Below are 11,900 nucleotides of genomic sequence, written 5' to 3' on the forward strand. Positions count from 1 at the left end.
ATCCTCTCTCCCTTCTCTCTTCGCCCCCCCCCCAACTGTCTACCCCCCCACTTTCGCGTACCACCAATCTTTGGACGTGCTTGTACTACCTACTTGCGATGTAGAACTTTGAACAGGTACAGGGGCAAGTAAGCATCGGGCGTCGCTAAAGTTCCTCCCAAGGTACAGGAGTTGTAGTATTTGTCTCCCAATCACTGCGCAGAATTGCATAGGCGACGGACGCGCGCGGCTCGGCGCCTTCTACCGGCCAGCCTTGGCGATAATAGGCTTCCTTAACCCAACCAGCTTTAAGAAAGGTGTGGCGCATAGCAAGGTTATCGTCCCGAGTCTGCCCTTCAAAACGATGAATCCTTGGTTTTTGCTCAAAAATCCATGATGTAGCTGCGTTAAGTACGTCTACTCCGAACCCTCGTCCTTGCCACTGGGAGGCTAGTCGTAGATCGAATACCGGGGTGTCATCGCACAGGTCCTCGAAACGAATGTAGCCGATACGACCGTGCTCAGAGTATTCAATCCAGTAAGAATCGCGTTCCTCGTTCTGAAAAGCTCCAGAATCGAGCGCTTCTTCAACCTGCTGGCGGGACACAATGGGAGCCATGTGGTATGGCCACTCGTGCCCGGTCAGAAAAGCTATCATCTCTTCTCTATTGATAACAGGGTCAATTCGCACCAATGAAATGGGTTCAGTGTTCATTGCGCTCTCGCCTTTCAAAGAAACATCTCTAGATGGTACTAGACAATCAGATTCACATATCTCAATGCTACTGTAAGGAGCAAGCAGTAGATCCAGCCCCCGTCATCTCACTCCATATCAACTATGCACAGACCTCAGCCCCAGCAGCACCAGTTGACCCATGAAATCATCCAGACCCTCACTGAGCGTGCAGCTCCCGGTGAGCGACTCCTTGAAATTCTTCAGGTAGGTACAAGCTCCATAGTTGCGCTCACAGAACACGTGGCTATCCGTATTGCGCGCGATAGTGATACCGCCCGCACCCTCATCAAGAAACAGCAACTCGTAGACGCCCTACCCGAGTTTTCATTCGCCCTACCCCGATCGGCAGGGCCTGCTATAGAACAGGACGGTATCGTAGCCGTCCCTACTATTCGCTTACGAGGTAAGCCTCACCCGGCGGGTAGTGGTGACCCAAAAGTGCTTGCGGCCCTTCTTGACGAGATTCAAGCAACCCCAGTAGAGCCTTTTTCCCATCTGCTGGCAGAACGCCACGCATTTTGCGTGCCTCCGACCCGCTCCAGATAGTAGCCTTTGATCTTTTGCACGGCCGTTCTCACAGGACGCTTACTCAAACTGTAGCTAAAGCAGAACAAGCATTACTGAAGCACACGCTCTAACCCCACCCATATGGCATAATGACCAGGTTAGACACACTGACTTTTCGAGGAGACCCCGTGGGTGTTGAGAGCGAACGTTTTGCCCGGTTGAGGCTACTTTTTAAGAACGAGGGCCTGCAGAAACTCCAGGACGCCACCGTCATGGTGCTGGGTCTTGGCGGCGTTGGTTCAGCCTGCGCTGAGGCACTGGCCCGCGGCGGTGTGGGCAACCTGATTGTGCTGGACCGCGACGTGGTTGAAGAAAGCAACATCAACCGGCAGGCCCTGGCCTTTACCTCCACCCTGGGTAAGGTTAAGGCCGAGGTCATGGAAGGCATGATTAAGGAGATTCAACCCGACTGCACCGTTACCGCCGAGCGGGTCTTTCTCACCCCCGATAACCTGGCTGAGACCCTGGATAAGTTCCCCCGCCCCGACTACGTCATTGACTGCATCGACACCATCACCCAGAAGCTGGCCGTCTACCAGTGGGCTGCCGAGCGGGGCCTGAACCTGGTAGCATCCATGGGCGCGGCGAACCGCCTTGACCCGACCATGCTCCAGTTCGCTAATATCCGCCGCACCTACAACTGTTCTATGTCGAAGGTGGTTCGCGCTGAGTGCCGCAAGCACCAGATTTACGGGCTTGAGGTGCTCTTTTCCACCGAGTTGCCCTTCAAGGTGGAGAAGGCCCCGGGTGCAAAGGCTAAGGGTGAGACTCTGGGGTCGATGAGCTATATGCCCCCGATTATGGGGCAGATGTTGGCGGGTAAGGTGATTCGCCAGCTGTCCGGCATGGAAGAGATCCCGGCACCTCCCTACCTGGGTTGCCAGGTGGAAGAGAAGGACGCCGCAGATCAGCGCCTGACGCAACCCCGCTAGCATGCTGCTCGATACCCACTTTCACTATGACTTCCTGGCCCCGGCGCTTCGGCCAGCATTTGACGAGGCGCTGCGGGCCCAAGGCGTCCAGGTGGTTGCCCAGACCCTTAAACCCTCAGCCTACCGGGAGCTCCGGCAGGTGGCTGACTCGGCTGCTCCCCTGCTATCTCTTGGTTTTCACCCCTGGCAGGTAGCTTCGCCTGCCCAGGTTGAGGATGAGCTTGAGATTTTTGAGGCTGAGGTGACGAGCACCCGGCTGATTGGTGAGATTGGTTTAGATTTTCTGCCCCGCCGTCTGGAGGCCTCCCCTGCTGACCTGCAGGTAGAGGTCCTACGCCGCATTGTGCGTGCGGTTCTCCAGGCTGCCGAGGGGCTACCGGCTGAGAAGCCCTATGTGCTGTCTGTGCACGCCGTCCGCGCAACAACTGCGCTACTTGATCTTTGTGAGGAGCTTGATGTGCCCAGCTCCCCTATCGTTCCGGTGGTTCACCGGTTTGGGGGAACGTGTGACGAGCTGACCCGGCTGGTGAGGGCAGGTGGGTGCATTTCGGTTCATCCGCAGATGGTTGAGAGCAAGCGCGGACGGGCGTACATCCGTCAGGTGCCCGCAGACCGCCTGCTTTTGGAGACGGACCTACCCGAGCAACCTACCGATGCGCTTGACGTCCAGCTTTTTGCGCAGGGTGTGGGCGGACGCCTGCGCCGCCTGGTCGAGCGCATTTCGGCTGAGCGCGGCGAGGACTTTGCCCCCATTCTGTTAGAGAATCAGAGGCGCCTCTACTCCTAGGGACCAGTTCTCTCTCATATTCCTTGGTCTTCACACATACAATAGCGATTTTTCTGGTCCCTACTGCTGAAAAAGTGCATACAAAAAGACCGTCTCTGTCAATCTATCGAACAGAAGCGGTCTTGGTGGTGGAGGTAAGGGGATTCGAACCCCTGACCTTCTGCATGCCATGCAGACGCGCTACCAACTGCGCCATACCCCCGTGGAGCTAAGGGGATTCGAACCCCTGACCTTCTGCATGCCATGCAGACGCGCTACCAACTGCGCCATAGCCCCTTATTCTTTTATCCCCCGCTCTCGCGGCGACTGTTCTATCTTATGGCACCCACAAGGGCTCATGCAAATCGAGAACCCACCAGCACCTATGAACTGCATCACATAATATTCACGGGCTGTTCATTCCCTGTTAACGAAAGGACGCCCAACCCTACTCCCCCGATATCGGGAAGGCGGGTGAGGCGTCCTCACAGAAGAATCTAGTCTTCGCGCTGGTTCATCAGATCCGCTTCGGGAGTGATGATCTCGAAGTCAGCTTCGGCGCCTTCGGTATCGACAGCACCGGCTTCGCTGTCTAGGCCCAGGTCGATGCGGGGGGCGTCGCCCCAGAGACGGTCAAGGGCGTAGAAGGCGCGGTCTTCTTCGTGCTGTACGTGTACCACGATGTCGCCAAAGTCCAGGAGCACCCAGCGGCCCTCTGCGCGGCCTTCGCGACGCAGGGGCTTGAGGCCCAGTTCTTCACGGAGCTTATCTTCAACCTCATCAACAATGGCGTTGACCAGGCGTTCGTTGTGGGCTGAGACAACCAAGAAGCCGTCAATCAAACCCATAATGTCAGAAGCGTCGACAGCCAGCAGGTTAGTACCCTGCATGTCGTCGGCCGCGCGTGCGGCTACCTTCAACGCTTCAATAGACTCTGCAGCTGCAGTCATTTCGCCCTTTCCGAGCAAATCATTCCCCAAACCTTTTGGGGTCTCATTCAACTAAATCTTTAACTGAAGAAAAGGAACCACACGGTGGCCAGCACAAGCACGAGAAGCAGGAGGCCCACGATGGCTACGATTGCGCCGCTGAATCGCCCTTCTGATGTTTCTGGGCTGTAGGTTGCCGCTGCTTCTTGTTCCACTTCGGCAAGGTCGCCGGAGGTGGCTTCGTCCGTCTGTTTGACAGTGCCTGCGAAGTTGAAGCGCTGAGCGCCTTCTTCCTGGTCGGGGCCGGGGGCCACCGCCGGGGGTTCAGGTGCAGACTCGGTGGTCTCTTCGTCCTCTTCTGCCTGCGGCTCGTAGGTGTACCCTTCGGGGGCCTCGGCAGTTTCTTCAGAACTATCAGAGTCTACCGCACCGGTGCTATCACTGGCTAGGGTGCTAGCGGCTGGGTCAGTCACATCGGCGCTGTCGATTTCAGTGAGGTCAAGGCCCTGAGCATCGACCGCGCGGACGGGGGCGGGCAGGTCCGGGGTGTGCTGGCCGGCGGTGAAGAGCTCGGTAACGGGCCCACTCTGGTTATCTTCGGCTAAATCCTCTTCGGCTTCTTCTTCGGGGTGGGTCGCCCTATATTTATCGTCCTTGGCCTGGGCGCGGGCGATGATAGCGGCAATCGCCTCAGGATTTGTGGTGACGACGGGTTCCTCAGCCTCAGGCTCTTCTACCTGCAGCTCATCAACGCTCACGAAATCACTTTCACCGGTGATTTCGCCAGCGGCAGCGGCGAAGTCTACCTGCTCGGTAGCTTCAGCCTGCTCGGAGTAGTCAGCGCCGAGAACCTGCCGGTCAATGTGGGCCAGGGGGTCTTCGACCACAGTGGCACGGGTGCTGTCGAAATCAACGTCGAGTTTCTCGCCCTCACCGGTGCTGATGCTGCCCATCTGCGACAGGTCAACCAGGGAGCGGGCTGCGTCCTGCTCTACCTCTACACCCTCGAGGGCCCCCATAAACATGGGCACCTCGGGCAGCTCTTCGTCCCCCCGCTGCATGGCGCGCAGGTATTCAGCAACCTCTTCGTAGTAGCGGCTCAGACGGCGCGGGCCCATGGGACGGGTCGGGGGCGGGATTTCTAGCCCGTCCTCTGTGACGTAGCTTTCGGTGAGGTAGGCGGGTGTCTCATCGTTCTGGCCGTCCGCGGCCTGATCGGGTCGTGTGCTCACAGTGTTTCCTTGAGTGGGATGCCTGGTTCTTGTGGTTAATGCTACCAAGCCAGACAGGTGGTGAAGGTTCTTAGCTGAGGTGGTCTTTGGTTTTATTTCAACCGGGGCAGGCCAGCTACGTAGCCGCCGCCCGGGGTGCCTGTGTCGTCGCCGATGTAGAGGTGGTATTTGTGGATGTACTGCACTACCCCGTCGGGTACCAGGTACCAGACAGGCAGGTCATTGCGAGCCCGGTCGCGGATGTCGGTCGATGAGATGGCCATAGCCGGAATCTCAATGACACGGACGCGCCCCTGCGCTTCTTCGGGCACGGTCAGTTCGTGGCCGGGGCGGGTGACCGCCACGAAGGTGGCGAGGTCCCACATCTTGTGGGCGTCCTTCCAGGTGGTAATTTGGCTCATGGCGTCGGCACCGGTGATGAAGAAGAGCTCGTCGTTGGGGCGCTCGGCTCGCAGGTCGGTGAGGGTGTCGATGGTGAAGGTGGGACCCTGGCGGTCAATGTCGACCCGGCTCACGGTGAAGCGGGGGTTGGAAGCGGTGGCAATCACCGTCATTAGGTAGCGGTGCTCGGGGGCGGTGACCTGTTTGTTGGCCTTCTGCCAGGGGTTACCTGTGGGCACGAAAATTACTTCGTCGAGGCTGAGCACAGCAGCGACTTCGCTGGCTGCAACCAGGTGCCCGTGGTGAATGGGGTCGAAGGTGCCACCCATGACCCCCACGCGGGTGGTGGCGGGGTCGGGTTCGGGGATACCGAGCTCACGTCGGATTTCATGGGCGGGACGAATCACGGGTCTCCTGCTCGCTTTTGTATGTACGGCTTCGGCGCGGGCCCGCTCCCCCGGTTACCGGGGTGGTGCGGGCACCGCGCCGAAGTGTGGTGGAGAAAAGTTTAACGCTTGTGCTTGCTCTGGTAGTCGCGCAGGGCCTCGGTCTCTTCGTGGGAGAGGTGGTCTGCTGCGTGGTCGGGGCGTACAACGCCGCGGCCTGAGAATGAGATGGTAATGAGGAAGAGAATACCGAAGACAATGAAGCCGATGATGGCGAACCAGTAGGTGGGCATGCCGAGTAGTTCGAGCTGGTGGCTACCTTCTTCTGAGGCAAGTACGGTGGCGCCTGATGCAAGTACAGATGAGAACATGTGTGTGTACCTTTCGAGGCTGGGCGGTGTGTGGCCGCGCCAGTGCGGTCAAGTATGGGTTTATTACCATGCTACCGGGTTTCGCGCTCTATGAGCGGGACTTTACCCGGTAGCAGGTGCGATTTTTCTGCTTTTAGTCGCGGCTGTGCCAGTCGCCGCGAACAATCCACTTGGTGGTGGTGAGCTGTTCTAGGCCCATGGGGCCGCGGGCGTGCAGTTTCTGGGTCGAGATGCCGACCTCAGCGCCCAGGCCGAACTGGCCGCCGTCCGTAAACCGGGTTGAGGCGTTCACGTACACTGCCGCGGAGTCAACGTCGCGAATAAATTTCTCGGCATTGGCGATGTCGTTGGTCAGAATCGCCTCGGAGTGGCCGGTGGAGTATTCGCGAATATGGGCGATAGCGGCGCGCACATCGGGCACGGTCTTCACCGCCAGGTCTAGAGAGCCGTATTCGGTTGCCCAGTCCTCCTCGGTTGCCTCTACCGCATCTACGCCCTCGGGCAGGATGGCGCGGGTGGTGGCGTCCGTATGCAGGGTCACCCCGGCCTTGACCAGGGCTGCAAGGACGCCCGGGGCGGCTTCCGCACCCTCGGCCAGGAGCAGGGTTTCTACGGTATTGCAGGTACCGGGCCGCTGGGTCTTGGCGTTGACCAGAATCTCAGCAGATTTTTCCGGGTCGGCGGTAACATCGAGGAAGATGTGGCAGTTGCCCTCGCCGGTCTCAATCACCGGCACCTTAGCGTTCTGCACCACTGACTGAATCAGGCTGTGCCCGCCGCGGGGAATCAGCACATCTATGTGACCGCGGGCCAGCATCAGGGCAGCAGCGCCCTCACGGCCAAACTCGTCCACCGACTGCACCGAGTCAATCGGCAGGCCGGTAGCGTGCAGGGCATCGCGGATAATACGAACAATCACCTGGTTGCTCTTGGCAGCAGCTGAACCACCGCGCAGCATCACCGCATTACCGGCCTTAATAGCTAGGCCAGCGATATCAACCGTTACGTTGGGGCGGGCCTCATAGATAGCGCCCACCACACCCAGGGGCACCCGCACCTGCTGCATCCGCAGGCCGTTCGGCAGGGTTGAACCACGCACCAGCTCCCCCACCGGGTCGGGCAGGGCAACCAGCTCACGCAGGGCGTCCGCAAGCTCAACTACCCGGTGCTCGGTCAAGCGCAGGCGGTCCAGCATGGCTTCGCTCATACCGGCTTCCCGCTCCCGTTCAAGATCCTGGGCGTTCTGCTCGATAATCACCGCCGAATGCTTTTCCAGGGAATCCGCCACGGCCAGCAGGGCCCGGTTCTTCCACCGGGTATCGGCCTTGGCCAGACGGCGGGAGGCGATACGGGCATCCACCGCCATATCGGTGACCTGCCGCATCACATCGTCACTCACGTGTACCTGCTCGCCCATGAGCATCTCCTTATGTATAGGGGTTTGAACAACCTTGAAACTATCCTACCGGCGCACCCGCGCAAGGGCCCAGTATTACTGGGGGCCGGTGATTACTACTGGGAGGGGGCCACCAGCGCAATATTATCGGCGTGCGCTACCGTACCGTCGTAGGTCTCCCCCATAGTTCGCTGAATCTGCTCGGTGTGCAGACCCACCATCTGGGCGGTCTCACCGGCAGTATAAGAACTCAGGGCATGAGCCAGCACCTCGCCGCCCTCATCAACAATCGCCACGGGGCTACCGCCCTCAAAGGAGCCCTGTACGCCCAGCACACCGGCTGCCAGCAGAGAACGGCGGCGGCGCAGGGCAGCAGCAGCACCCGCATCCACGGTAATTGAGCCCTCAATATCGGCCAGGTGCTCCAGCCAAAGGGTCTGCACCGGGCGGCGCTCGCCGGTGGCGTAGAACCAGGTGCCGACGTCCTCACCGGCAAAAGCCGCGCGAGCATTTGCCGCGCTGGTCACCAGGGCAGGAATTCCGGACGCCGCCGCCACCTGAGCAGCCTTCACCTTTGTGACCATGCCGCCGGAGCCAACCCCGGCGGCACCCACCGAACCGATGGACATATCAGCTAGCTCAGACGCATCACGCACACTACCTACTCGCTCGCCACCCTCGTCCGGGTGGCGAGTATAAAGAGCATCAACATCTGAGAGCAGCAACAGGGCGTCAGCCTTGACGGTGTGGGCCACGAGGGCCGCAATTCGGTCGTTATCGCCGAAACGGATTTCACGGGTGGCTACCGCATCGTTCTCGTTGATAATGGGCATGACCCCCAAATCGAGTAGGCGCTCTAGCTGGCGGTGGGCGTTCTGGTAGCGGTCCCGGGCCATGAGGTCTTCGGCGGTCAGCAGTACCTGGGAGACGGTAACGCCATAGCGGGTAAAGATATCGGTGTAGCGGCTCATCAGCAGGGACTGGCCGACGGACGCCGCCGCCTGCTGGGTTGCCAGATCTTTAGGACGGCGCGATAGGCCCAGCGGAGCCAGGCCAGCTGCAATAGCACCGGAGGACACAAAGACCAGCTCGATTGAGGGGTGCTCTTTTTTCTTCTTAGCCAGCACATCGGAGATAGTGGCAATGGCCAGCTCATCCAGGGAGTTTTCGATGGAGGTCAGGGACGAAGAGCCAACCTTCACCACGATCCGCTTAGCCCGTGGCATGTCGGAGCGTTCGATGATGGGGCTGCGGCGGTGCTTGCCGCGTGACTCGGCGCTGGCCTGGAAAGCGTCCTTCAAATCCAATTGATTAGCTCCCTTAAAGTGTCAACTTTAGCTTCTATGAATATACAGCAGAGTCGCCCCGGGAACACTACCCGGGGCGACTACTGACACATAATGAAACACTAGTAGAGCGAACTAATGTGCTCTAACCAACTCGCAACTTATTCTTCCTCCGCCGCGCGCTTGGCAGCCCGCTTTTCAGCCTTAGCTGCCCTGGCCTTGGCGGCGCGGGCCTCGTCGACAGACTCGGTCCAGATACCCGCCACGCGCTCAGCCTCAAGCTCGGCACGGGCCTCAGCCTTGGCGTCCATGCGCTCGTGGAACTCAGCCTTGCGCTGGGCGCGGGTGGGGCGAATGATTTCCTCAAGGCGGGCGTCGGTACCGCGAGGGGATGAGAGCAGCTCGGCACCGCCAACCATGGTGGGCTCCCAGTCAAAGACCACGGCATCCACTTCTTCACCGATCACTACGGCGTCACCGGCAACAGCACCGGCCTTGAAGAGCTCATCTTCAACGCCCAGGCGGTTGAGGCGGTCAGCCAGGTAGCCCACGGCTTCGTCGTTGTTGAAGTCGGTCTGCTTGATCCAGCGCTCGGGCTTCTCACCGATCACGCGGAAGAGGGGCTCAAGGTTGCGCTCTTCCTTGCGGATGATGAATTCCTGGCGCTTCTTGGAGCGGAAGCCCTTGGGCTTGACCACGGCAACGTCTTCTGCGGGGGCGCTCTTGCTCTTCTTGCGGGCCTTGCGGTCAGCTTCAACCAGCTCTGCCATGGCAAAGGTCAGCTGCTTAAGGCCCTCGTGGGAGGCCGTTGAGATTTCAAAGACCCGGTAGCCGCGCTCTTCAAACATGGGGCGGACGAACTCAGCCAGCTCGCGCGCTTCGGGCACGTCAATCTTGTTGAGCACGATAATCTGGGGGCGCTCGTTGAGGGGCACAGTGACGCCGGCGGTGGGGTCAACCTCGTAGTTTTCAAGTTCCCCACGAATCACGTCGAAGTCGCTGATGGGGTCGCGGTTGGGCTCTAGGGTGGCGCAGTCAATGACGTGCACCAGGGCGCTGGAGCGTTCCACGTGGCGCAGGAAGCGGTGGCCCAGGCCCTTACCTTCGGAGGCGCCTTCAATTAGGCCGGGAACGTCGGCTACGGTATAGCGGGTATCGCCAGCCTGCACCACACCCAGGTTGGGAATCAGTGTGGTGAAGGGGTAGTCAGCGATCTTGGGGCGGGCAGCTGAAATTGCTGCAATGAGGGAGGACTTACCGGCTGAGGGGTAGCCCACTAGGGCGATATCTGCGATGGACTTGAGTTCCAGCACGATATCGCGGGTTGAACCGGGAATACCGAGCAGGGCAAAGCCGGGGGCCTTGCGCTTGGTGGAGGCAAGGGCAGCGTTGCCCTTACCGCCGATACCGCCTTCAGCTGCAACGAATTCGTCACCGATGCGCACCAGGTCGGCCAGCACGTTGCCGTCGCGGTCCTTGACCACGGTGCCCTGAGGTACGGGCAGAATCAGATCTTGGCCGTTGAAGCCGTGGGACATGTCGCCACGCCCGATGTCGCCGTTAGGAGCGCTCTGGTGGGGGCTGTGGTGGTATTCGAGCAGGGTGGTGGTCTGGGCGTCTACGCGCAGGATAACGTCGCCGCCCTTACCGCCGTTACCACCGTTAGGGCCGCCGAGGGGCTTAAACTTCTCACGGCGAACCGAGACACAGCCGTGCCCACCGTGCCCACCGGTTACGTGTAGGACCACGCGATCTACAAATTCTGCCACGAGTGCAAGCTCCTTCAAAAAAAGTTTGGTTTGGTTATCTAGTCTACAGGGTCGCCCCGGTGCCGGTCCCCCTCTGGTTTACGAGCGGACGCCCGCGGGGCGGCTTTACGGAGGCGAGGTACGCAAAAGGGCGATTACGAGTTACCCCGTAATCGCCCTTCTACTGAGGTGAGGTGATTAGACCTTACTCAGCGGCTGCAAGGATGTTGACTACCTTGCGGCCCTTGCGGGTACCGAATTCGACCTTGCCTGCTGCCAGAGCGAACAGGGTGTCGTCGCCACCGCGGCCTACGTTGTTGCCGGGGTGGAAGTGGGTGCCGCGCTGACGAACGAGGATTTCGCCTGCGTTGACGGTCTCGCCGCCGTAGCGCTTAACACCGAGGTACTGGGGGTTTGAGTCACGGCCGTTACGGGTGGAGCTTGCGCCCTTCTTATGTGCCATTGATGCCTACCTTAGGTCAAAGAATGTTGGGATAAAACCAGTCTAAGCTGAACTTAAGCGTTGATCGCGGTGATCTTAACGGTGGTCAGTTCGGCGCGGAAGCCTTGACGCTTCTTGTAACCGGTCTTGTTCTTGTACTTCTGAATAACGATCTTGGGACCGCGGAGGTCTTCAATCTTTTCTGCGGTGACCTTGGCTGAAGCCAGGGACTTTGCATCAACGGTGACCTTGTCGCCGTCAACCAGCATCAGCACGGGCAGCTCAATGGTGCTACCGGGCTCGCCAGCGACGCGGTCAAGGGTAACCAGGTCTCCAACTGAGACCTTTTCCTGGCGGCCGCCAGCGCGGACAATTGCGTATGCCACTTGGGAACTCACTTCTTCTTGACGTCATTTTAATGGTTCAAAACGAATCTTCCTGAAAGGAACTCGGGCTCAACAGCAAGGTGGTGACCCGGTTTGCTCAGTGTGCACCGGGCGGTTTCAGGTTCTGTCGTTTTGAGATGGTGTGGCCTTATCCCGGGTGGAATATGCCTAGCTGAGTCCACGCTAACGCTTGCTTGTGGAAACAGCACCGACTCACCAGTCTACGTGGTGAGTCGGTGCTGAGCAAGATATGTGGTGAACCCCTCAGGGTGCAGTAAGGGGTATGGGCGACGGTGAATCAGGCTCGCGCTCGCTGCCGCCCCTCTCGCTGGTTCGCTTCGCTCACAAGCGATTCACGCCAGC

13 protein-coding genes and 2 tRNA genes are annotated in these 11,900 nt (G+C 59.5%); 3 read left to right on the top strand and 12 right to left on the bottom strand.

The genetic code is table 11. From position 1 onward, the window contains the following. Positions 1–145: 145 nt before the first annotated feature. Positions 146–694 (bottom strand): GNAT family protein, encoded by a 549-nt coding sequence (locus VSX42_RS04255; protein WP_326503120.1) that lies wholly within the window; start codon positions 692–694, stop codon positions 146–148. 153 nt (positions 695–847) lie between these two features. Here VSX42_RS04255 and VSX42_RS04260 point away from each other — a divergent pair, with 153 nt between their 5' ends. The 3 genes from VSX42_RS04260 to VSX42_RS04270 all read left to right on the top strand — a co-directional run bounded on the left by VSX42_RS04260 (position 848) and on the right by VSX42_RS04270 (position 3,001). After that, the gene (locus tag VSX42_RS04260; RefSeq protein ID WP_326503121.1) at positions 848–1,261 is read left to right on the top strand and encodes a hypothetical protein; all 414 of its coding nucleotides are present in this window, start codon (positions 848–850) and stop codon (positions 1,259–1,261) included. Positions 1,262–1,410: 149 nt separating this feature from the next. Next, positions 1,411–2,214, top strand: a complete 804-nt coding sequence (locus VSX42_RS04265; RefSeq protein ID WP_326503122.1) for a tRNA threonylcarbamoyladenosine dehydratase — start codon at positions 1,411–1,413, stop codon at positions 2,212–2,214. Position 2,215: 1 nt separating this feature from the next. Further along, on the top strand, positions 2,216–3,001 hold the full coding sequence (locus tag VSX42_RS04270; protein ID WP_326503123.1) for a TatD family hydrolase: 786 nt from the start codon (positions 2,216–2,218) through the stop codon (positions 2,999–3,001). A 126-nt stretch (positions 3,002–3,127) separates the two neighbouring features. Here the strand turns inward: VSX42_RS04270 and VSX42_RS04275 are convergent. The 11 genes from VSX42_RS04275 to rplU all read right to left on the bottom strand — a co-directional run bounded on the left by VSX42_RS04275 (position 3,128) and on the right by rplU (position 11,537). Next, a tRNA-Ala gene (locus tag VSX42_RS04275) sits at positions 3,128–3,203 on the bottom strand. 1 nt (position 3,204) lies between these two features. Continuing rightward, positions 3,205–3,277 (bottom strand) — tRNA-Ala (locus tag VSX42_RS04280). 200 nt (positions 3,278–3,477) lie between these two features. Further along, on the bottom strand, positions 3,478–3,930 hold the full coding sequence (rsfS, locus tag VSX42_RS04285) for a ribosome silencing factor (RefSeq protein ID WP_135013821.1): 453 nt from the start codon (positions 3,928–3,930) through the stop codon (positions 3,478–3,480). A 59-nt stretch (positions 3,931–3,989) separates the two neighbouring features. Continuing rightward, positions 3,990–5,141: a hypothetical protein gene (locus VSX42_RS04290; RefSeq protein ID WP_326503124.1), complete on the bottom strand. Its 1,152-nt coding sequence runs from the start codon at positions 5,139–5,141 to the stop codon at positions 3,990–3,992. 92 nt (positions 5,142–5,233) lie between these two features. Beyond that, the gene (gene nadD / locus VSX42_RS04295) at positions 5,234–5,929 is read right to left on the bottom strand and encodes a nicotinate-nucleotide adenylyltransferase (protein ID WP_418950765.1); all 696 of its coding nucleotides are present in this window, start codon (positions 5,927–5,929) and stop codon (positions 5,234–5,236) included. 101 nt (positions 5,930–6,030) lie between these two features. Further along, a complete protein-coding gene (locus VSX42_RS04300) occupies positions 6,031–6,279 on the bottom strand; it encodes a hypothetical protein (RefSeq protein WP_185174615.1) in 249 nt (82 codons plus the stop codon). Between the two features lie 133 nt (positions 6,280–6,412). Continuing rightward, positions 6,413–7,696 carry a glutamate-5-semialdehyde dehydrogenase gene (locus VSX42_RS04305; RefSeq protein WP_326503125.1) on the bottom strand — a complete coding sequence of 428 codons (1,284 nt, stop codon included), beginning with the start codon at positions 7,694–7,696 and terminating at the stop codon, positions 6,413–6,415. Positions 7,697–7,791: 95 nt separating this feature from the next. Continuing rightward, positions 7,792–8,901 (bottom strand): glutamate 5-kinase, encoded by a 1,110-nt coding sequence (gene proB / locus VSX42_RS04310; protein ID WP_326503252.1) that lies wholly within the window; start codon positions 8,899–8,901, stop codon positions 7,792–7,794. A 221-nt stretch (positions 8,902–9,122) separates the two neighbouring features. Next, positions 9,123–10,730 (bottom strand): GTPase ObgE, encoded by a 1,608-nt coding sequence (obgE, locus tag VSX42_RS04315; RefSeq protein ID WP_326503126.1) that lies wholly within the window; start codon positions 10,728–10,730, stop codon positions 9,123–9,125. Between the two features lie 184 nt (positions 10,731–10,914). Beyond that, positions 10,915–11,172 carry a 50S ribosomal protein L27 gene (gene rpmA / locus VSX42_RS04320; protein WP_135013898.1) on the bottom strand — a complete coding sequence of 86 codons (258 nt, stop codon included), beginning with the start codon at positions 11,170–11,172 and terminating at the stop codon, positions 10,915–10,917. A gap of 53 nt (positions 11,173–11,225) precedes the next feature. Further along, on the bottom strand, positions 11,226–11,537 hold the full coding sequence (rplU, locus tag VSX42_RS04325; protein ID WP_135013897.1) for a 50S ribosomal protein L21: 312 nt from the start codon (positions 11,535–11,537) through the stop codon (positions 11,226–11,228). Positions 11,538–11,900 lie beyond the last annotated feature (363 nt).

Origin of the sequence: Rothia nasimurium, assembly GCF_035916755.1 — a bacterium.
GTDB lineage: Bacteria > Actinomycetota > Actinomycetes > Actinomycetales > Micrococcaceae > Rothia.